Genomic DNA, 21153 nt, shown 5'->3' with positions numbered 1-21153 from the left:
TTATCACAGATAAATACCATAGGGCAGGGTGGCTGTCAAAAGTTATAAGTGCGGTCATAAATTAATTTGTGTTAGCACTAATGTAGCACTAATATAACTTTCAACAGCAAACCCTACCCAGGAGCCGCCATGGCACGGACCCCAGAATTCAGCAAAGAAGAGATCGTCGACGCCGGAATCAAGGTCCGCGAAGCCGGGCGCAACGTCACCGGCTCGGCGCTTCGGCACCAACTGGGCGGCGGCAATCCCGTTCGCATGCTGCGGGTGTGGGAGACCCACGTCGCGACCGAGCCGCCGGCAAACGACCAGTCCGGCCCAGAGCTTCCGCCCGAAGTCGCGCAAGAGGTCGAAGCCTTAAATGAGGCGTTGATCGCGGCGCTTTCCGCGGCCGCAACCGAACGGCTCGCGAAACTCGTGACGGACCTCAACGACAAGGCAACCAGAGCGGCGACTGCGGTAGCCAAGGAGGCGCTCGACGCAGCAGCGGAGCAACGCGAAGAGGCGGAACGGAAACTTGCCGATGCGGCCGAGACAATGGATGAGCTCGATGCAGAGGTCGCGGCCCTGAAAGGCCAGCTCGATGAGCTGAAACGTCACCTGGCCGAGACGCAAGCCAAGGCCGAAGCTCAGGCCGTCGAAATCGTGCAGCTCCGCGAGCGCCTGGCGGCCGGGGAACAAGCCATGAAAGCTGCGGCGGAACAGCACAAAGCTGAGCTGGCGAACGCCCACGAGGCCGGCGATCGCCTACGGACGGAGCTTGGTAATGCGCGTCAAGATGCGGCTGCCAAGATCGAGGCGCTCCGTACCGAAAACGGCGAGCTCAAAGGCCTGGCGAAAGCCGCAGAACAGGCCCACGCAGAACAGCGAGAGGCGTCCGAGCGAGAAGCTGCCGAGCAGAAAGAAAAAGTGATGCAGGCCCAAGTTGAGCGCGATGTAGCTCACAAGGAGGCTGGTCTCGCGCGCGAGGAATCCGCCAAGTTGGCCGGCAAACTCGAAGCGCTCAATACACAGAACGCGGCGTTGCTGGCTGCTCTTGAAGGGAGAGAGCAACACCCGAAGGAGAAGAAATGATCCTCACCCTTTCCCCGGCGGCGCTTCGAGCCGCATTAACTCTGGGGACGGCTAATAATCTCAATTAGTCCGACTCCCTCTATAAGGTAAAAAGAAACCAGGTCTCCTCCAAAAAGCACGGCAGGTGTGGGAGGTGAAACATCAATTAATTGTAAAGCTTTGTCTGCCTTAACTTTACTAAGCGAGCTCTCTATATCGCGCGTTTCAAAACACATGTGATAGACAAGTCCTTCCTTGTGCCGCTGTAGGAAGCGATCAATTGGGCTTGTCCCTTCCGCTGGAAATATAATCTCGATGGAGGGCATAGATTCATGGCTACACATAACCACGTTGACCGTCTGCAACGCATCGAAGACAACTTCGCCGATTTTATAGCCGAGGGCTTCAAGAAATGCGATTGCAGCATCAGGTCTTTTAACCGCAAGCCCTAAGTGGTGGAATGTCAGGCCAAATCTATTGAGGTAGGATTCGCGGCTCATAATCTCGTTTTGGCGCTAAATAATTGCGAGTTTTTTTATTTTATACTCTGTCCACCCAATTGGAAAGGCTATTAGCTTAAACAAGTTTATGTAGCTTTGGCTGCGCTTTGTTAATCTATACTTGCCGTGCAGACAGTGTTAAAACATTACACTTGGTCTTGATATTGAAAAGGTAAATTCTCATGCGCCATATCAGCCTACTAGAGTTTCAGCCTGGGATGGTCATGGATATCGTTCCACCCTTTAGCTATATTGAGAAAACAAATGGTACTTTGGTGCCCGAAACTTGCCGTGTAAATATCGATGCCAATGGCTTCATGGTTTCTGATAAGCCATATGTGAAAAATGATAGTAAAATTTTGCTGCTTGGCGGCAGCGCGATTGAAAATCTTTTTATTCCCGCTGATAAACGTATTTTAGCAAGAATTGAAACTATCTTGGCCTCTTCGGGGAGGGATGCCAAAGTCTACAGCGCAGGCGTGTCTGACTCTCATCTTCTGCATATGATCAATCTGCTTTTGAATAAGGGGATAGGCCTGCGTCCGCAATGCGTGGTTTATTATGCAACACCCGGTCTTGATATTATAGCGAACGAAGCCGATAACTCTTTCTGGAACTCGGATCATGGAATTAACCCTTTGCGCGAAGCAAAAGAGGAAGTGAAAATAAAATTCAGAGAAAGTTTTGCCAATAAGGGTGGGTTTAAAGACGAAAAAAAATTACTCCAGATTCTATGTGACGTATGCAAGCGCTTCGATATTCCTTTGCTAATGGCGACGTGGCCGCTTTATGGCCCTGTCGATGCATACATGCAAAAACAGCACAGCAATCTGGATAGCTTTTATCAGGAAGAGGCACAGACATCCGCGCTTAATGAGGTTGTGCGTGCTATCGCCCGTGAACAAAAATGCGGGCTGATCGATCTCGAAAGAAGCTTTGCTGATTTAGAGCATGGCAGCTATTTCTATGATTGGAATCATCCGAATATAAAGGGATGCGACCTTATCGCTTCCATCACCAGCGATGCCATTAAAACCTTATATCTAGACAAGGCCATCGATAACAAAGGAAAGTTAATTAATCTTTCCCCAATTATTTTCCGTCTTGAACTTATATTCCGGGAAATACTTGATAACCCAGACCTTGTTGTAACATCGAGTCTGACTTCACATGATGTTGCTGAATGGGATAGCCTTAACAATCTACGCATCATAGCGGCAGTTGAAAAAAGACTCGCAGTGCAATTCACCGGACCTGAAGTTGAGAAACTAACCTGTGTCGGCGACCTTGCAGCTCTCATCGCGTCTAAGCTTCAAGCCTAATATTATAAAATCCCGGCAAAAGCTTAGTAGTAGATCAGACCCTACGCGGAGGACAGGATTCCGCACTACATCTCTCGATCTTCATACCGTATTGTGGCTGACAACCTAGTTTTAATTCTGACTTTTGAAATTACAGGTCATGGCCCACCTAGCATGGTCGTGGGGAACGGCGTTGTCGGTGGTGTGAACGTTGCGATATAACGAGCAAATTTGCTTACCCTAATAGCTGATTGGTATCCCGTATAAGCGCACATAGACACAGAGCCTGCGGGGAATATCGTTGTATTAGCCGCAGTGCCCTTTAACGCTCCATCGATCCATAGATACATTTCTCCGCCTTGGCGAACAGCTGCCAAGTGATGCCACGCATTCAGGCTAGTATTGCCTCCTGAGCTAACTATAATATTACCAACATTATTCTGATGAATGGTAGGGGTATTAGTTGAAGTCATCTCAATATCAAAACCATTTGTTACTTGAGCATCATAAAAATCAGCTCCATTAGCGGTCTGGTAATACCAAAACTCTATTGTGAAATCCCCGCTTAAAAGGGATGCCGGGACTGATGATGCGGCAGAAATAGTATGAGTTCCATCACAAATCCAAGAATATGTGTCCTGTTTTGTTGTCGAGCTGCTCGTCGTCATGCCAGTTAATGTCAAAGTAACGGCATTGCCCGAAACATCCGTCCCTGTGTTGCTTGCTGCCGCGCGGGGCATGAATACGACGTTATTCCAGAAAGCGTCACCGGATACCGAACTACCTGTTCCTAAACTTGCCCAGGCTCCGCCAATATAAGCTTCAAGCGCTGCCGTTGTGGAGTTATAGCGAATTTCACCGTTAGTCCCCGTAGGCCGTTGGCCCGTCGTTCCCACAGGCAAAGCCAGCGCATCCGTGTTCTGACTCAAATCGAGTGAAACGGCAGGAGAAGCCGTTCCAATCCCGACCTTTCCGGCTGGAGATGACACCGAGCCGGTCATGCCAGTGGCGAATATCACGCCGTCGATATTCAGGAAATTGCTGGTAGAACTGGACGGCACATCGGCTCCATAGCCGATTAAAATATTTGACGATCCTGTCGTCAGCGTGCCGCCAGTGTTAGCGCCAATGCCGATATTATAATCGCCACTCATTCCAACATGACCAGCTAAGGCATTAGCTCCCATTCCTATATTATATTGAGCTGTTGTGTAGGTTGACAAAGCGCCATCCCCAATGCCTATGTTGTCATGACCAGTAGTCATATCCTGCATGGCGACAGGCCCGATCGCTACGTTAGACGTCCCCGACGTAATGTCCAGAAGGCAAGCGGCCCCTAGAGCTGTATTGCGGGAACCACTTGTTAAGCTCGACATGGTGGTATAGCCAATGGCCGTATTGTTCTTAGTGTTTAACGTACTATTAGCCGCAGTTGCCCCCGCAAGTTCCCCGACAAACACGTTTTGTGTCGCGCCGCTAGCCAACGTCACTTTCTGGCCCATAATCAGATTGCTGGGTGATCCGCCCGTTTGGTAAGTTACGTCTGCCAATCCATTTAATTGTAATGGCGTTCCGCTATCACTAACGGTCGTCCCCGTGGTGTCATTCCATAAAACGACATTGCCCACTACCGAAGATACTGGGCCACTAACGGTACCCGCCTGAGATGAATGGGAGTAAAAGCATACCGATAAAATTGACAAAGCATGGATGGCGAGAATTAACCGCATGTCAGGAACCTCTATTGGTTGAGCTTTGGAAGCGGGTGCGACAATCAACCTATGGGGGAATCATTAAAGAAAGGTAAACAATAAAATTCACAATCCGGCCCCATATCAATATAATCATTTTTCTAGGCACAAAGATAATCTGAGGCCTAATTTTCTAATACCCTTGGCGGGAATGGAAAACCGTCCGTAAGGTAACTTCACTCTTCACAGATTTGTCAGCGCTTTTATGTCTACAGCCGCCGCACAATCCCAAGACGATTTCATCCCCGCCTTCATGCGCCCAATAGCGCCTTATTGGGCTTTGATGCTCGTCGTTTTGGCCGCATATGGCAATATCTTCGGCAATGTTTTTGTCTATGACGATAAAGTATTAATCATCCTGAACGAGTATTTGCGCGGTTGGGATCATATCGGCGATATTCTAACGGGTTCGACGCAAAGCGGGGCGCATATGGGGGGCGGATTTTATCGCCCCATGCAAATGCTGCTTTATTTATTTGCTTTTCATCTGGGCGCCGGCGCGACATTTTTCTTTCATCTTTTAAACCTATCGCTGCACATGGCGAATACCTGCTTTGTGTATAGGCTTGGCACAAAACTGAGGTTTAAGCCCTGGGGCGTTTTTCTGGCGGCGCTGGTGTGGGGATTGCACCCCCTGCACACCGAAGCCGTCACTTACATGAGCGCGACAGCCGATCCGTTATTCACGTTCTTCTGCCTGTGGGCGATTATTATCCTGCTGCCCGATTTTACGCCACGTAAAATTCTACAAATCATGCCTTTGTTCCTGCTGGCGCTGTTGAGCAAAGAAGCCGCAGTTATGTTCCCACTTCTGGTCATGGCCTGCCTGTTCCTCACAAACCCGCAGCGCTTAAATGTCCGCACCTATTTTTGCACATGGCCTTTGTGGAGCATAACGCTTATTTATGCCACCTGGCGACTTCATGCTGATAACTTCTTTGGCACACAATCCGCAGAATATTTTGCCGCGTTATCAGCCAATGCTGCTCTTAGAGAATATGCGTACCATCCGGCCTATCGAATTTATACTTTCTTGGCCACTCTGCCTGACTACCTTGACCTGCTTGTTTGGCCCCAAAATCTGCATATGGAGCGAGGCTTTCCGTTCTACAATCTCTCGCTCCATGAAGTCGTCCAGAGTGAGCCGGTTATGATGGGGCTCGGAATTGTACTTCTCGCCGCCGCGCAAATTATTCGGAGCAGTAAAAAGCCCGAACATGGCATTGAGATGAGTTGGGGATTGTTGTGGTTCGCCGCGGCGCATTCGCCCGATAGCGGGATTTTGAGCCCGATGAATTCGTTGTTCCTCGAACACTGGATGTATCTGCCCTCGGTCGGGTTGTTTCTGGGGACGGGCGAAACGCTGGCAAAAATACTACAAAACCGTCCGCGTCTTCTTGTGTTCGCCTGTTCCTCCATCGCCTTGATTTTTGCCGGATCGATGTTTTCTAAAACCCATGAGCAGAACAAAATCTGGCATGACCCTGTCAGTTTTTATAATAATATAATCCGTTACAATCAACGTTCAGCGGCTGCATATGGTAGTCTGGGGGTATATTATTCCCAGACAGGCGATTACTTTAAAGCCATCGAGCAGTTTAAACGGTCGGTTGAGATATCAGACTCCCGTCCAGATGTACGGTACGCTATGGCGAGAGCCTATTTGCAGCTGCCTGACTGGACGGCCCATATTCCGGATGCGATTACAAATTTACAGCGGTCGTTAGAAATGGATCCGAACTTTTATCGCTCTGATCAAACTCTAGGTTCCATCTATGACTATCTCGGTGATAAAGATAAGGCCAAATATTATCATGATCGTGCAGATGCCATTCTGGCGCAGCATCAATAAACACCCGCTTTAATAATTGAGATATTAGAGGGCGCATAATCCCTTCATTTAGCGCCTATCGCGGGTTTCTCGGGGATGTCTTTATGAAACCCATCCTGAATAATCTGGAGCCCGTCGAATTTGATCTCATATGACCACTCGCTCGGCGTCGGGACGGCCGAAGGATGAGGCACACTCCTTCTCTCAGATACTTTGCCTGCCGAACTACTTCAAAGCAATCACCTCGTCCGCGGCAAACCATTCGGACCGTTTGATTGCGTCGATCGCTGCATTGGGATTCTTTGCCCAAAGAACCAGAGCGAGGCTTTCCTCGGCGCGGCTGCATGTGACATACAGAAGCCGCAGGGTCCGGTCGATGGTTGTCTCTTTTCCCCCGTCAACGTTCTCCCGGTCAGTCGAACTCAACTCCTCGGCACCGAAGAGCTTGTCGTAGGAGATCAGCGTGCCTCCGGCGTCCTCATCGTCCATGACGACCATGACGTGCTTGAATTCCGAGCCCTTGACGACTTGGTGTGTCGCGAGTTCGGCTTGTCCGTCGAGGTAGGCGCGATAGCGGGCAATCTGTCGCCAAGACGTGCTGAAGAGGGCGTGCCATCCGCGTTTGCGTCGGTCCTCCTTGGCTTCCTTACCTCTGGCCTTCGGTTCGGGCGGTGGAGGCGAGGAGTCGCCATATGCTTGGACGAGGCGGAAGTCCGCTTCGAAGAGCCGTCCCTCGAGGACTGGTGCCAAGACTTCCCGCACAGTTGCTTCGGGCTTGGAGATAACGTCGGCGAACTTCAAGACTGCCGCGTATATGTTATCCAGCGCGGCCTGACGCTCGGCGCTGGCTTGCGGCAGCTCTGCAAGCGCGCCGTGCCGACGCAGCACGTCAGTGGAGGCAAACTCGTTCAGCGAACCGTCCGGATGCCGGCACTGGGCGAGCTCAAGAATTGGGCCGAGGAGCGGCCGAACGATAGAAGGACCGGTCCGCTCCCCGTTGCTCTTGGGCATCGCGGCGTCCTTGTCCAGCAAGTCCATCGCGTTGTATGCCTCGAAGAAGTTGCCCCGCTTGGCAGCCAGCTTGTGCTCAAGCGCCAGCGTTTTGTAGCCGCGCACATCATGCTGCCAGGCCGAGCTGCCAGTCTCGGCAGCCATGGCGAGCGCACAGTCCGTCTCCTTCCGAATCTTCTCGGCGGTATCCGTCTTGGTATCGCCGACAAAGATGCGAACGGTTCCACCGTTTTTTTCCGTTCGCGAATGCTGGGGCACGCCAGTCTTGGGCTGAGTACGGCCTTCGATGTCAGCGTCCCAAATCTTGTTGATGAGCTCGACGATACGCTGCTGACTGCGATGGTTCATCCGCAACGCGGGGCGGGCCCAGTCCTCGGGCACATGCGACGGGAGGTCGTCGTGGCCGTCCGGGTAGATGCGCTGCCGATGGTCGCCCAGAAGCCCGAGCGTGATCTGACCCGGGCGGCTCCTCGAAAGCTCGAACAGCGCGTCAAGCACTCCTTTCATCGTGTCCTGCGACTCATCGATGAGGATGAGGGGGTGTCGGTCCTCCAGGATGCGCTGCAGCGTTGGGCGTTCACGAATGAGCCACGCTGTCACTTCCAGGACCTCGCCGTGTGACAGCGCACCTTGTCCGTAGGTATCTCGGTCCGGGTGATAGATGAACGCGTCAGTCTTCCGGATCTCCTCGGCCTCCGCCTCAATTTCGGCGTACTTTTCCCGGTCCTTCTCCGACTCACCCTTTACCTTACCCATTGCATAGGCCTTGGCGGCGGCAAGCTTCTTGGCGTTGCGTGCAAGCAGGGCGTCTCGGATATCATCGTGGAAGTCCTTGATGAGTTCCCAGCAGAAGGAGTGGATGGTTGACACTGCGGTCAGATAGTTCTCGCCGAGTCGACCGTTGACGACGGCGGTCGCGTTCTTGGTGTAGGTGATGACGCGAACCGACTGTCCGCGGGACCGGAGCCGCTCTGCATGCCGGCCTCCCGCTTCATGCTTCACCACTCCAGTGACTCGGCGCAGGACCTCAACCAACGTGCGAGTCTTCCCGGATCCTGCGCCGGCGAAGAGAAAGAAGCTGCGAGGCGGGGTCGCAGTAATGTAGCCGCAGATGTCTTCGACGACGTGAGCGTCGCGGTCGTTTCCAAGGGACTGCAGTGCGGCGCTCAAGGGGTCTCTCCGGCCGTGACGTTGAGTTCGCCACTCAGCCAAGTGAGTGCATCAGAGATGTACGAGGGGCATGCCAGGGCTTGACCGGCGTTCAGCCGTTCGAACAGTGTTGCCGCGAAATCGCCCTTGCTGAAGTTCCCGCGTAACATCGCGTGGAGTTCCCTAAGCAGCTCGGTGTGATCGGGGTGATCGAGCACGAGACCAATCACCTTCCCCAAGGCGCCGCGGTGGACCGCCTTCTTGCCCGTGACAGGGTCCTTCTCTTCGTCCAACGCCTTGAACCAATCAATGTTGGAGAGGACGAGAGCGTCCTCAAACGAGCTGGGCCATTGGTCACTTGCGGCCACAACAGGAAGCTGCCATGCAAAGCGGACTTTGACGCCGGAGTCTGACGTCCACTCGAGCTGAGCGGGCGTCGGCTTCCCATAAGCTTGGAAGTCCGGCAGCATCGGGTGCCACGAGGTCAGTGTGTCGTTCCCGCACTCGAGGTCTGCTTGGCCTGCGATGTGCACGGCTGCCCGCACAATGCGTCCCGTTTTGTTCTTGGTTGGTACCACGGGGTCCAAATCGGTGATAACAGCTGTTGGAATCCCCAACCGCTCTACAAGTGGCCTGAGACGGTGCGCATGGCTGCCACCGATATCAAGGAAGGACACATACTTCTTGGCAAGCTTCGGAAAGTCCCGCTCGATGAAAAGCGGCACCAGCATCCGCTCAGCGGTGCCCTCCACGAAGATTGCCGCGTCAGCGAAGAGCAGGTCTGTGTGTTGGACCTGAAAGTAGCGCTCGGCGAACGTCCTGGTTTGAGTGTCTTCGCCGAAGGCGTCGCCCAGATTGACGACCTCCGTGCTGGGCTTGATGTCCGCTCCAGTACTTGCTACCCGCTTCACATATCGCAGACGTGTGAAACTGCCTCCATGAGCCAGATGGCTTGAGTGCGTGCTGATAAGCAGTTGACTGCGAAGGTTGCTATGCACCGGCTCCTTCGGGCGAATGAGTCCGTGAGCGTTCGACGAGAAGTTGCGTTGAACCTGAACGTGCAAATGGGCCTCAGGCTCCTCAACCATCACGAGGTGAACTGCCGCCGGAGTGCCCTGCGGCGGATTGAGGCGCGCGGCGCGGAACGACACGACCGTGAAGCTCAGCGACTGCAGATTCTGATAGCCGAGTCCGATAGAGTGCTCTGGCAAGGACTCGTCGACCGCAGTCTTGTCTAGGCGGTACTGGACTGCCGTGCTGTGGGCAAGAAGGTCTGCAGTTTGGATGCGGGTGCGGAAGTGAAACTGCTGGGGGTCATGCAGTCCCGGATACCCCAGAACGGCCGTTGTCAAAGTAGTTGTCACCTCGACGATTGGAATTCAGGCTGCTTTCAACTCCTGGTTGTAGGGTTGTGAGATGACGCTGTCCGGGTCAGCGCGATCGGGATTCAGGTGCACGACGTGAATGCGCTGCCAGTTGCGCGTGGGACCTTTCCAGCGCAGCGGATGACGCTGGCGTGCGCTCTCGTAGAACGCCGCGCGTCTATCCAGGATCTCCTGATCAAGGTTCGCGTGGCGCTGGGCCGGTGTGACGAACCGGATCGCACTGTGACGATGTTCGTGGTTGTACCAGCGCACCAGTTCTGCGACCCAGGTCCGCGCGGCGAACAGGGTGTCGAACGCCTGCAGCGGGTAGGCGGGCCGGTACTTCAGCGTCTTGAACAGCGATTCGGAATACGGGTTGTCGTTGCTCACTGCCGGTCGACTCAATGACGGCATGACGCCCAGGGCCTGCAAGGTGGCCAGCATCGTGGCGCCCTTCATCGGCCCGCCGTTGTCGGAATGCAGAATCACCTGACCGGGCGGTATTGCTTCACGGGCGCAGATATCCTTGAGGATCTCGCTGGCCTGGGCGCTACTCTCCTCGGCATAGACCTGCCAACCGACGATTTTTCGGCTGAACACGTCCATAAACAGATAGAGATAGAAATACTGCCCACGAATCGTCGCTGGCAAGTAAGTGATGTCCCAACTGTAAAGCTGGTTCGGCGCATCGGCACAGACCGCACGGGGCTTGCTGCGCGTGCTGGCCGGCCGCTCACTGCGCCGGTGTGCGAGCTGCTTCTCCTCGCGCAGCACCCGGTAGAAAGTCGATTCCGAGGCGATGTAGCGTTGCTGGTCAGCAAGGCGTGGAACGATCTGGCTCGGTGGCAGATGACCAAATTCGGCCGAATTCGCCACTGCCAGCAGCTCGGCGCGCTCGGCAGCGCTCAGCTTGTGAGGCGGCTCATAGCATCGTAACGAACGCCCATCCACCGCGTCAGGCTCGCCGCTTTGCCAGCGCTGAATGGTTCGGGCGCTCAGCCCCAGCACCCCGCAGGCGCGCGCCTGGCGAGCTCCGGCCGCGGTTGCCTCGACGATCAGATCGATCAATGTCTTGCGCTCTTCGAGGGACGTCATTCGACCCCGTCCCCGAACAGCGCATGATACTTTTTTTGCAGCACCAGCAACGCGGCCGCCTCCGCCAATGCCTTCTCCTTGCGGTTCAGTTCGCGCTCAAGCTGTGCGTTGACGTGCTTGAGCGCGCGTACTTCCTGGGCGTTCTCACGCCGGCTCCCAGCCCCGCCGCCCGCGCAGAAGTCCACGCGCCACTGCGCGAGATGATGAGCAAACAGACCCCGTTCACGGCACCACGCGTTCAGCGCTTCGTCGGCCAGTCCATGGCTCTGCTGCAAGCCCAGCAGACGCTCTTCCAGCGACCACTCCTCCGGTCGTCTTGCGTGCCCGGAGCCTTCGCTCCGAGCCGATGCCGCGGCACCTTTCATCCAGTTCTTCAAGGTCATCACGTTCATGTTCAATTCATCTGCCACGGATCCAATGGTGCGACTTCCGCGGTGTAAGACCTTCAACAGCGCCTGCTCTCTGAACTCGACAGAATACGTTTGTTTCACCTTCAACTTGCACCTCTGATCTCTTGAAAATAAGAAAATTCAGAGGCGACATCTAGTGTGACGCCGGGGGAACACGGAGAAGAAGGATTGGGGCGAGGGAGCGAATCCATAAGCGACTTCGTATTCGACGCAGGAAGTCTTAGCGCCCTCGTAGTACCGATGACGCCGGGGAACGCCGCTCAGGCGGACCCGGTCGATGGGAAGGGGGGCGTCGTTGTTGCAGAATCGTTCATGGGAAACACGGAGGTGCCTTGAAACCTGAAAGCGTGTCAACGAAACAGGAACGTATAGCCATGCTGGCGAGAAGTAATCCCGAGATGGCGTTCACCTCGTTAAATCACTACATCGACTATGAGTGGGTGAGGTATGCCTACGACTGTACGCGTAAGGATGGTGCAGTCGGCGTCGATGGTCAGTCTGGAGAGGATTATGCGGTCAATCTCACGCAGAATCTTCTCGGACTCGTCGACCGGCTCAAGTCGGGTCGATACCGCGCGCAGCCCGTCCGTCGGCATTTCATCGCCAAGGCGGACGGCGGCCGTCGCGGGCTCGGCATTCCTTCCTTCGAAGACAAGGTGGCGCAACGTGCCATTGTTATGCTTCTGGAGCCGATCTACGAACAGGACTTTCATGACTGTTCCTTCGGTTTCCGACCCGGTCGCAGTGCTCACGAGGCGCTGCGGTCCGTGTGGAAGGGAGTTATGTATCGCGGTGGTCAGTGGGTGCTCGACGTTGATGTACGGAAGTACTTCGACAGCATCGACCGGGCCAAATTGAGAGAGCTTCTCGCCAGACGAGTCACCGATGGCGTGGTAAGAAGATTGATCGACAAGTGGCTGAAAGCGGGCGTACTGGAAGACGGCCAGCTAACTTATCCCGATTCCGGTACTCGCCAGGGCGGGGTGATTTCGCCCTGCCTGGCTAACGTGTTTCTGCACTATGTTCTGGACGAATGGTTTGCCGCGGAGGTACAACCGCGCCTTCGCGGTACGAGCACTCTGGTTCGCTTCGCGGATGACTTTGTCGTGATACTCGCGCACAAGGACGATGCCGAGCGTGTCTTGCGGGCGCTGGGAAAGCGACTTGGCAAGTACGGCCTGGAATTACATCCGGACAAAACCCGGATGATTGATTTCCGCTTCCAACCTCAATCCGGTCACGGTGATTATCAGGAGCCGTTGACTACGACCTTCAATTTCCTGGGATTCACCCACGTGTGGGTGACCTCGGAGAAGGGTCGGGCCATGGTGCGGCAGTTGACCGCCAAAGATCGCGTCGCGCGTACACTCAAAGCAATCAGCCGTGTCTGCCGCGCTATGCGGAACCGGCCGCTTCGCGATCAGCACCAGCGCCTGAGTCGGATGCTCAAGGGGCATTATGCCTACTTTGGCATCAGCGGGAACTACGAGCGCCTGGCGAGCCTGCCGTATCAGGTCGCACGCATCTGGCGCAAGTGGTTGTCGCGCAGGTCGAACGAACGCTCCATGCCATGGGTTGCCTTCACGAGAATACTCCAACTATTCCCGTTACCGCAGCCTCGGATTGTCCATAGCTACGCCAAACCGTGAGCGAACCTGCACGATGAAGAACCGGATGCCTTAATTGGGCTCGTCCGGGACTGTGAGGGGTGAGGGGGGTGACCTCCTCACCTACTCGGATAGCGCCGCCTATAAGGTCATTGAACCGACCGCCTAATCTTCGAGGCAACCCTTCTCCCCTTATACTGGTGCTTCCGACTCTAACGGCCGCACTCTACAAGGCGCAATCGAAGATTGAGGAAGCCACACGGTTACGCAAAATTGAAGAAGAGGGTGAGCCGCCCGAGCTGGCCGGCCCGGAGCTACCGCGCGATACGGTCATCAACTTCTGGCAGGAGAGGAAACCGCATCTCTACGACAGGTCGATCCAAAACGAAAGTAGGTATGGCGCCGAAGTCCTATTCGGCACGCGGCTGGCGAGAGACCGGTTCCACTTCGACAAATACTCCAGCAACCTGAGCGACCAGCCCGACACCAGAGAGCCGTTCAAGCTTCTGCCGTCTGCATTTTTGCGCCGCGCGGAGAAGATGCGGCCGGAAGACCCTCAAGCAACAGCATCAGGTTTCTCGCAGTGGCTCTATTCGCTCTACGCGACCGCATACGGTGACGAGGAAGACCGCGAGCGCGGCAAAGCGTTGGAACCAGCGATCTTCAAGCACAGGTTGAATGCTCAGGGCGCCGTCCACAATGGCTATCTGCGCAGCATCGGTTCAGAGTGGCGGCTTATTCATAACGGGCTGCACCAGCCTAACCAAGAACACGTAGACTGGTAGATGCGGTGTAGATGTTTCCCGGCACGGACAGGTTGAACAAATCGGTGCCATGCTGTGCATTGCCGAACTCGAATGCCACCGGCTGGTAGATCGGGACTTCGTGCAAGGTAGCTCTGCATACTGGCATCATCGTTACTTTCAGTAGAGCACGGGTATCGAGTTCTCGATATTCCCCATATCCGAAGCGTGCAGCAAGATCGACGCCGGGCCCGAGAACTGGGAGACGGCGTCTATATCACTAACTAATTGAAACCCGCACCTTCGTCGGCGCGGCGGTTGATTTGACGCTGCTCCTAAATTAGATCGGTGTAGTGTTGACACGACGCTTATAAGAATGCGCCGCGAGCCATTGAAGTTCTCATGTCAAAGCATATGAGACACTAGGAGTTTCCACCGCATACGAGTTCGCGTCGGTTGCGTAAACTGACTGGCCACGATCAGGCGATAAATCGTCGGTCCACAAAAATTGCGGAGGCACCATGACCTTACAGCAGCTGGAGACCTTCTTTTGGACTGCATCGCTGGGCAGCTTCTCGGCGGCGGCAGAGCGTCTTTACGCAACCCAATCAGCTGTCTCCATGCGTGTGCGCGAACTTGAGCGCACCCTGGGCGTCGAGCTGTTCGATCGTACTCACAGGACCGCCCGTCTCACAAGCAAGGGGCGTGAGCTGATGGAGTACGCGAGCCGTATTCTCGATTTGTCGACTGAACTCGAACACCGGCTGGCTTCGCCCGAGTCGGTTGTCGGCACGGTGCGCTTCGGTGTGGCCGAAGTAATCACTACGACATGGTTGCCGGAATTGATCCGCACCATTGCTGAGCGCCATCCCAAATTGCGCCTGGAGATCGAAGAGGCGCTGACAGGCGAACTGATGGACAGCTTGCTGGAGGCCGAACTCGACCTCGTGTTGGCTCCAGGTCATCCCAGTGCGCGGGATCTATCGACGTTGTCATTGGGCCGCGTTGCTTTCGAGTGGATGGCGAGTCCAACGCTGGGTCTCGAGGACCGAGTCTACGGCCCTGCGGAGCTTGCGGAGCATCCGATCATTGGTATGAAATCGGAGTCGTTCCACTATTCAGCTATTGAAGACTGGTTTCAGAACCAGCACGCGCGGTGCCGCTACCTCGCGCGCTGCAAGAGCGTCGCGGTCGCGGCGTCGATGACTATGGCAGGTATGGGCGTCGCCTACCTGCCAGCGAAACACTATGCCGACGAAATTGATGCTGGCAAGCTCAAGGTTATTCGGACGGTTCCGCGACTCGAACCGGTTCAGTTTGTCGCGGTGTTTCCATTGGGGCATTCCTACTCACTCGCTCGCACGGTGGCCGAGCTTGCTGCTGAAGTTAGCACTTTCGACAGACAATAAAAGCGCGTCTTGCGTGCTGCAAAGCAGCAAATCAGTTCAAGAAAGTTGATGGACACATCCGTAAATTACTCGTTTGTTGTTATAGCTCAACGCATCTAATCTTTCTTCAAAGCAGCGGCGCCCTCACCGATCTGGTCAGCGGACTCGAAGTTGCACCCAGAGCAGCACATGGAGGAAGACATGAATGCAGTCGTACTGCACGAGTCCCCACTCGGGCGTCAGGAATCTGTTGCGCCTTCGAAACTGCAAGTGCGCGTGCAGGCAGTGTCCTACCTCGCAGATGACATCAATCAGTTCGAGTTCGTCAGCGTGGATAGCGATACGTTACCCGCGTTTACCCCAGGTTCGCATATCGACGTGCATCTGCCGGAAGGGTCGATTCGCCAGTACTCGTTGTGCAATGCATGCACGGAGCGTCATCGTTATGTGATCGCGGTACTGCGCGATCCCCTCGGCCGCGGTGGTTCGATGGCAATGCACGATGTGCTGCGCGCCGGACAGATCGTGACCGTGTCGGCGCCGCGCAATCATTTCGCGTTGTCGAGCGCGGCGACGAAGCACCTGTTTATCGCGGGTGGGATTGGCATCACACCGATTATGTCGATGATTGCCGAAGTACAGCGTCGCGGCGAATCATTTCATCTCCACTACTGCGCACGCACGCCGCAGCGAACTGCTTTCACCCGGGAACTGTGCGGTCTCGTCGCCAGTGGGCTCGCCTCCATTCACTACGACAACGGCGACCCCAGTAAGGGGCTCGACTTGAAGGCCACCTTGCGAAGGCAGTCCGAAGGCACGCATCTCTACTACTGCGGACCCGCCGGATTGATGGACGCTATCGAAGCGGCTAGTACACATTGGCCTCGCGATGCGATTCACTGCGAGCGTTTTTCGGCATCGGGTACACCAGTGCGCACTGCCGGAGACGACCCTGAGCAGCCTTTCGAGGTCGAGCTGGCCCGCTCGAAAATGCGCTTTATCGTGCATCCTGGCGAGACGATCGTCGATGCGCTGAAGCTGCAAGGCGTCGAAGTGGATACGTCGTGCTGCGAAGGCTATTGCGGCACCTGCATGACCCGCTATCTGTCGGGTGATCCGCTGCACCGCGACTCGGTGCTCGACGAAGACGACCGCGAGGAATTCATCATGATCTGTTGCAGCCGCGCGAAGAGCGGGGCTCTCGTTCTCGACCTGTAGTTTCTAATACTGGGTTTGCGCCATCTGCCCGGCGCGGTGCGCCAGCCTAAAAAATCAACTGGAGACGGTTCACCATGAGCACATTCGAATATGTGAAGGACTGCTGGTATCCGATCGGTTTCTCGTCGGAGTTTCCCGAGGGCGAATTGCAGGGACACAAGATTGTCGGTCGGCCGGTCGTGATGTGGCGTTCCGATAAGGGCGAAGTGGTCGCCTTTGACGATCGCTGCTGCCATAAGCGCTTCCCGCTATCGCAGAGCAAACTGCTAGACGGCGGACGTCTGGAGTGCGCCTACCACGGGCTGTGCTACGACACGAGCGGCCAATGCATAGCGATCCCATCAGCGCCGGACAAGCCGATCCCGCCACAAGCGCGCTTGAGTGTGATTCCGGTGAGCGAGCAGGACGGTGTCGTGTGGATCTGGCCGGGAAATCCAGCCGCGTCCCAACGCGTGGCGCCGCCGCGTACGCCGGAGATTCTTGACCCCGAGAACCTGTCGATCGGCTCGCCCGCGCCGTTGCATGTGCCCGCCAACTATCTGTTGCTGATCGAAAACCTGCTCGACATCACGCATTTTTATCCGCTGCATGACGGCAATATCGGAGACAAGGAGAACAGCAAGATTCCGGTCGCACTGGAAGAGGGCGAAAGCGAGGGCTATACGTTCGTTAAGACAACGCGTCACGTTGACGGCTATCAGCAGCCGCCGTATCTGAAGGAATGGTTTCTCTACGACATCGTCGAGCGGATTCACACGCATTGCATGGTGACACCAGGGCTCACTCGCGTCGTGATGCGCGTCGCGCCACCTGGCGAGCTCGGTACGGAGAAGGAGCGCGGCTACTCGCTGCTGCATCTGCACATGCCAGTCGACGAGCGCAATCTGGTCTGGCGTTGGTCTGTGTCGTGCAAGAACTCGCACAGAACCTTGAGTGATCCGACGATGCCGACCGCGCAGCGCGTCGCGGAAATGTTCCCTGAAGTCGTCGCACAGGACCAGTGGGCGCTCGAACGCCAGCAAACCATGATGGAGTTTCCGGACGACGGCTATTCCGAACTCTTCCTTAAAACCGACAAGGCCTTGCGCCGTGCCCGCCAGATTCTGATGGGCTTGCAGCGTAAGGAGCGCGAGCTACAGATCAAGCCGGTCGATGTCATGGCGGCAGTCAAGGAGCCGGTCACTACCTGAGCATCAGTATGACGTTGCGCGCGAATGCGGTTCGCAGCGCGCGACGATTTGACCTAGATGGTGTTGCGGGCGCCTGCACTTAGCAACGTTCGAGGGAATGTCCGGCACACCATAAGTATTCGGCTCAATGCCTGGAGACAAACCGTGAAAACTCATGAAACTCCGGCGCCGCTAGGCGTCGCGTCGCCGCCGTCATCGCCTGCCCGGCCGGTGGGGAGATCGTTGATGCAGCGCGCCGTTGCATCGTGCGTTTATCTGTTCGAGCGATTAATGCCCGACCCTTTCGTGATCGTGATTCTATTGACGGTCATGACCGCATTATGCGCGATGGCCTTTGCCCAGAAGGGCTCGCCAGATGTGATTCTGAGCGGCTGGTACAAGGGAATCTTCGGCATCTTCACCTTCGCCTTCCAGATGGTGCTGGTGCTGGTCACTGGCTATGCGCTTGCCAGTGCGCCGGTCATCAAGGCCGGTTTGCAAAGTGTCAGCCGGCTCGCAGTCGGCCCGTGTTCGGCTGTGGTGCTGGTGTTCACAGTCGGCGCAATCGCGACTTTTCTCAACTGGGGTTTTGGTCTGGTGGTCGGCGCCATGCTTTCGAAGCAGGTCGCGAAGCAGGTCCGCGTGGACTTCGCATGGCTCGTCGCGGCCGGGTATAGCTCATGGGTGCTGTGGGCGTTCACGGGCATGTCCAGTTCGATTGCGCTCTCGATTGCATCGCCTGGCAACCCGCTGAATCTGGTCGAGCAGCACACGCACATGGTCGTGCCGCTATCGCATACGGTGTTCTCGTCCTGGAATCTGTTGACGGGCCTGGCTGCCATGCTACTGATTCCGGTGATTTTCATTCTGATGCGGCCTGCGGAGAGCGACATCATCGCAGCCAAATCAGACGCGCTCAATGCCGCGGACCAGGCAGCAGAACTCGACGACGCGCCGCGCCGGCATTCGTTTGCTGGGAGGCTAGAAAGTTCGCGGCTCTGCGCGCTGGTGTTCGTGATGGCCGGGGCCGCGTATCTGGCGATCGAATGGACGCGCCACGGCATCAGCCTCGATATAAACACGGTGATTTTCATCTTCCTGCTTGCGGGCTTGTGTCTGCACGGCAACCCCGCACGATACGTGGGAGCGGTGACCGAAGCCGCCAAAGTGACCGGCCCGATGCTGCTTCAATACCCGTTTTATGGCGGGATCATGGGGATCATGGCCGCAACTGGCCTCGCAGAAGTCATCGCCAATGCGTATATCCATGTCGCGTCGGCCACGACATTGCCGTTTCTGAGCTATATCGCGTCCGGTTTGATCACTCTCTTCATTCCAAGCGGTGGCGGTCATTGGGCGGTGCAAGGTCCCTTCACGATTCCCGCAGCGATGCATCTTGGCGCTTCGTTACCGGGCACTTCAATGGCGATTGCCGCCGGAGAAATGGCGGGCAGTCTGCTTCAACCGTTCTGGGCCATTCCAGTGGTCGCGATTGCAGGCGTCGGCGTGCAGAGGGTACTTGGCTTCACGCTGGTGATCTTCCTGACGGCCGGGAGCTTTCTCGGATTCGTCTATCTGTTTGTCGTGCCGATATTTTCCGGAGCATAGGTCCCCGCTCGCGCCGCACGTCAGCCGCGCATTGACTCTTACGCAATTTACATGGGAACAGTAATGAACAATCACCTCGCACTAGAAGGCGTGAAAGTCATCGAGATATGCAATGTGGCGGCCGGTCCGTACTGCGGCATGTTGCTTGCCGACATGGGCGCGGACGTCGTCAAGATCGAGCATCCGGAAGGAGGGGATTCGCTGCGCTCGTGGCCGCCGATAACGGACGGCTTTAGCGAGAACTTCGCATCGCTGAACCGGAACAAGCGTTCGATTACGCTGAACCTGAAAGACGCGGACGACGTACGGCTGGCCAAAGTGTTGATTTCGGACGCCGACGTGCTAATCGAAAATAACCGGCCAGGGGTGATGGACCGTCTTGGGTTGGGTTATTCCGCGTTTACGGATCTCAATCCGCGCCTGCTGTATTGCTCGATTTCCGCTTACGGCCAGAGCGGGCCGCGGTCGCAAGAAGGCGGCTTCGATCTGACCTTGCAGGCAATGAGCGGGATCATGAGCATCACGGGGGAGGCGGGCGGAGCACCGGTCAAATGCGGCGTACCGTTGGCCGACTTTTCTGCCGGTCTGTACGCTGCATTCTCGATTGCGGCCGAATTGCGGCGTGTCGCGGAGTCCGGCCACGGCTCACATATCGACATCTCGATGCTTGGCGCAACGCTCGGCATCGCGGCATTGCAGACGTCGGAGTATTTCGGCAGCGGGCGCGACCCCGTGAAGATGGGCTCGGCGCATCCGCGCAATGCGCCTTATCAGGTTTTTCACTGTCGGGACGGCTACTTCGGCATGGCGGCGGGCAACAACGGGCTGTGGGCAGCAGTGTGCCGCGCAGTCGGCCATCCTGAATGGCTGGACGACGACCGCTTCACGACGCCGAGTAATCGCGCGCGTCATCAGGATCAACTCCGGGGCCTGCTCGAAGCGATTTTTTCCGACGATGGCGCTCCTTTCTGGCTCGACAAGTTTCGTGCTGCGGGTGTGCCGTGCGCGCCAATCAACCGGTATTCGGACGTGCTCGCCGATCCGCAGGTGGAGCATATGCAATGGGTTAAGCCGTTGACCCTGCCCAACGGCGTCGAGACCCGAACGTTTGGCTCACCCATCAGCCTGTCGGGACGCGGTTTGCCGATACGCCGTGCGCCACCCGCGCTTGGCGAACATTCGGACGAAATTATCGCCGACATCAAAGAGCGGCACGCCGAGGAGAAGCAATGACAGGTGTACTTGAGATCCAGAAAAGCGCGCAGTGTTGGACTTTCACATTGAACCGTCCGGACAAGATGAACGCGCTGAATGGGGAACTGGTTGAGGCCTTGCTACAAGGCGTTGGCGACGCGCATGCAAGTGGCGCAAGACTACTCGTGTTTCAGGGCGTTGGCCGGAACTTCAGTGCCGGGTTCGACCAGGGGGACCTGGAAAGCCAGAGCGACGCGGACCTTCTCCTGCGGCTCGTGAGGGTTGAGACTCTGTTGCATCTGATCGCGTCGTCGCCCTGTCTGACGCTTGCTTTTGCACACGGGCGTAACTTTGGGGCCGGCGTGGATTTGTTTGCGGTGTGCCGGCATCGCTGTAGCGCCGCCGATGCAAGTTTCAGGATGCCAGGTTTGCGCTTCGGTCTTGTGCTCGGCACTCGGCGTTTCGGCGATGTTGTGGGATATGCGAAAGCGCGTGAGATTCTCGAGCAAACTCGGCAGATGAGCGCATCGGAGGCGGTGAGCATCGGCCTCGTGACGAACCTGGTCGGAGCCGACGAGCGCCCCGATACCGTCACCGAGGCGCTGCGCATTGCGACGTTGCTCGATCCCACGACACAGCAGCAACTGTATCGTGTACTGGATCGCGAACAAGCAGATAAGGATCTCGCCGACCTGGTCCGTTCCGCGTCGCGACCAGGACTCAAGGCGCGCATCCTGGCCTATATGAGCGAACGCTAACGCTGC

At 56.2% G+C, this 21153-nt stretch carries 16 protein-coding genes; 11 read left to right on the top strand and 5 right to left on the bottom strand.

What is annotated here, in order from left to right; genetic code table 11:
• Positions 1 to 129: 129 nt before the first annotated feature.
• The gene (locus tag HV744_RS28135) at positions 130 to 1071 is read left to right on the top strand and encodes a DNA-binding protein (protein ID WP_175152636.1); all 942 of its coding nucleotides are present in this window, start codon (positions 130 to 132) and stop codon (positions 1069 to 1071) included.
• Between the two features lie 35 nt (positions 1072 to 1106).
• On the opposite strand, the gene HV744_RS28130 is transcribed toward HV744_RS28135, so the two are convergent.
• Entirely contained in the window at positions 1107 to 1550 is a 444-nt protein-coding gene (locus tag HV744_RS28130; protein WP_175152635.1) for a VOC family protein, read from the bottom strand.
• Between the two features lie 182 nt (positions 1551 to 1732).
• On the opposite strand from HV744_RS28130, the gene HV744_RS36850 reads away from it, so the two are divergent.
• Positions 1733 to 2872 carry an acyl carrier protein gene (locus HV744_RS36850; protein WP_217469160.1) on the top strand — a complete coding sequence of 380 codons (1140 nt, stop codon included), beginning with the start codon at positions 1733 to 1735 and terminating at the stop codon, positions 2870 to 2872.
• A gap of 137 nt (positions 2873 to 3009) precedes the next feature.
• Here the strand turns inward: HV744_RS36850 and HV744_RS28120 are convergent, their stop codons facing one another.
• Positions 3010 to 4581: a LamG domain-containing protein gene (locus tag HV744_RS28120; RefSeq protein ID WP_175152634.1), complete on the bottom strand. Its 1572-nt coding sequence runs from the start codon at positions 4579 to 4581 to the stop codon at positions 3010 to 3012.
• Between the two features lie 226 nt (positions 4582 to 4807).
• Between HV744_RS28120 and HV744_RS28115 the strand changes: the two genes are divergently transcribed.
• A complete protein-coding gene (locus tag HV744_RS28115; RefSeq protein WP_175152633.1) occupies positions 4808 to 6454 on the top strand; it encodes a tetratricopeptide repeat protein in 1647 nt (548 codons plus the stop codon).
• Between the two features lie 204 nt (positions 6455 to 6658).
• Here the strand turns inward: HV744_RS28115 and HV744_RS28110 are convergent, their stop codons facing one another.
• The 3 genes from HV744_RS28110 to HV744_RS28100 all read right to left on the bottom strand — a co-directional run bounded on the left by HV744_RS28110 (position 6659) and on the right by HV744_RS28100 (position 11543).
• Positions 6659 to 8614 carry a UvrD-helicase domain-containing protein gene (locus tag HV744_RS28110; RefSeq protein ID WP_175152632.1) on the bottom strand — a complete coding sequence of 652 codons (1956 nt, stop codon included), beginning with the start codon at positions 8612 to 8614 and terminating at the stop codon, positions 6659 to 6661.
• The gene (locus HV744_RS28105; protein ID WP_246279225.1) at positions 8611 to 9945 is read right to left on the bottom strand and encodes an ATP-dependent nuclease; all 1335 of its coding nucleotides are present in this window, start codon (positions 9943 to 9945) and stop codon (positions 8611 to 8613) included. The genes HV744_RS28110 and HV744_RS28105 overlap by 4 nt, the downstream gene beginning before the upstream one ends.
• Positions 9946 to 9972: 27 nt before the next feature.
• A protein-coding gene (locus tag HV744_RS28100) for an IS3 family transposase (protein ID WP_425497864.1) occupies positions 9973 to 11543 on the bottom strand; the annotation gives its coding sequence in 2 pieces (ribosomal slippage) (positions 9973 to 11079 and positions 11082 to 11543; 1569 coding nt in all).
• Positions 11544 to 11794: 251 nt separating this feature from the next.
• Between HV744_RS28100 and ltrA the strand changes: the two genes are divergently transcribed.
• The 8 genes from ltrA (at position 11795) to HV744_RS28060 (ending at position 21147) form a co-directional block, all read left to right on the top strand.
• On the top strand, positions 11795 to 13111 hold the full coding sequence (gene ltrA, locus HV744_RS28095; protein ID WP_217469159.1) for a group II intron reverse transcriptase/maturase: 1317 nt from the start codon (positions 11795 to 11797) through the stop codon (positions 13109 to 13111).
• A 158-nt stretch (positions 13112 to 13269) separates the two neighbouring features.
• Complete coding sequence (locus HV744_RS28090; protein ID WP_175152631.1) at positions 13270 to 13854, top strand: hypothetical protein; 585 nt, start codon at positions 13270 to 13272, stop codon at positions 13852 to 13854.
• 479 nt (positions 13855 to 14333) lie between these two features.
• The gene (locus tag HV744_RS28085; RefSeq protein ID WP_175152630.1) at positions 14334 to 15221 is read left to right on the top strand and encodes a LysR family transcriptional regulator; all 888 of its coding nucleotides are present in this window, start codon (positions 14334 to 14336) and stop codon (positions 15219 to 15221) included.
• A 180-nt stretch (positions 15222 to 15401) separates the two neighbouring features.
• Positions 15402 to 16418 (top strand): PDR/VanB family oxidoreductase, encoded by a 1017-nt coding sequence (locus tag HV744_RS28080; protein ID WP_175152629.1) that lies wholly within the window; start codon positions 15402 to 15404, stop codon positions 16416 to 16418.
• Positions 16419 to 16492: 74 nt separating this feature from the next.
• Positions 16493 to 17608 carry an aromatic ring-hydroxylating dioxygenase subunit alpha gene (locus tag HV744_RS28075; RefSeq protein WP_175152628.1) on the top strand — a complete coding sequence of 372 codons (1116 nt, stop codon included), beginning with the start codon at positions 16493 to 16495 and terminating at the stop codon, positions 17606 to 17608.
• A 57-nt stretch (positions 17609 to 17665) separates the two neighbouring features.
• Positions 17666 to 19195, top strand: coding sequence for a short-chain fatty acid transporter (locus HV744_RS28070; RefSeq protein WP_343056469.1), 1530 nt, complete (start codon positions 17666 to 17668; stop codon positions 19193 to 19195).
• A 63-nt stretch (positions 19196 to 19258) separates the two neighbouring features.
• Positions 19259 to 20428, top strand: a complete 1170-nt coding sequence (locus HV744_RS28065) for a CaiB/BaiF CoA transferase family protein (RefSeq protein ID WP_175152627.1) — start codon at positions 19259 to 19261, stop codon at positions 20426 to 20428.
• Positions 20425 to 21147: an enoyl-CoA hydratase/isomerase family protein gene (locus HV744_RS28060; protein WP_175152626.1), complete on the top strand. Its 723-nt coding sequence runs from the start codon at positions 20425 to 20427 to the stop codon at positions 21145 to 21147. Before HV744_RS28065 ends, HV744_RS28060 begins: the two co-directional genes overlap by 4 nt.
• Positions 21148 to 21153 lie beyond the last annotated feature (6 nt).

Source organism: Paraburkholderia ultramafica (assembly GCF_902859915.1).
GTDB lineage: Bacteria > Pseudomonadota > Gammaproteobacteria > Burkholderiales > Burkholderiaceae > Paraburkholderia > Paraburkholderia ultramafica.
Note: the sequence above shows the minus strand (reverse complement) of the source record. Positions and strands in the feature narration are given on the sequence as shown.

Excerpts from the sequence above, each read along its gene's own strand:
- HV744_RS28135 (WP_175152636.1), top strand. The coding sequence starts at position 130 with ATGGCACGGACCCCAGAATTCAGCAAAGAAGAGATCGTCGACGCCGGA.
- HV744_RS28130 (WP_175152635.1), bottom strand. The coding sequence starts at position 1,550 with ATGAGCCGCGAATCCTACCTCAATAGATTTGGCCTGACATTCCACCAC.
- HV744_RS36850 (WP_217469160.1), top strand. The coding sequence starts at position 1,733 with ATGCGCCATATCAGCCTACTAGAGTTTCAGCCTGGGATGGTCATGGAT.
- HV744_RS28120 (WP_175152634.1), bottom strand. The coding sequence starts at position 4,581 with ATGCGGTTAATTCTCGCCATCCATGCTTTGTCAATTTTATCGGTATGC.
- HV744_RS28115 (WP_175152633.1), top strand. The coding sequence starts at position 4,808 with ATGTCTACAGCCGCCGCACAATCCCAAGACGATTTCATCCCCGCCTTC.
- HV744_RS28085 (WP_175152630.1), top strand. The coding sequence starts at position 14,334 with ATGACCTTACAGCAGCTGGAGACCTTCTTTTGGACTGCATCGCTGGGC.
- HV744_RS28080 (WP_175152629.1), top strand. The coding sequence starts at position 15,402 with ATGAATGCAGTCGTACTGCACGAGTCCCCACTCGGGCGTCAGGAATCT.
- HV744_RS28075 (WP_175152628.1), top strand. The coding sequence starts at position 16,493 with ATGAGCACATTCGAATATGTGAAGGACTGCTGGTATCCGATCGGTTTC.
- HV744_RS28070 (WP_343056469.1), top strand. The coding sequence starts at position 17,666 with ATGGTGTTGCGGGCGCCTGCACTTAGCAACGTTCGAGGGAATGTCCGG.
- HV744_RS28065 (WP_175152627.1), top strand. The coding sequence starts at position 19,259 with ATGAACAATCACCTCGCACTAGAAGGCGTGAAAGTCATCGAGATATGC.
- HV744_RS28060 (WP_175152626.1), top strand. The coding sequence starts at position 20,425 with ATGACAGGTGTACTTGAGATCCAGAAAAGCGCGCAGTGTTGGACTTTC.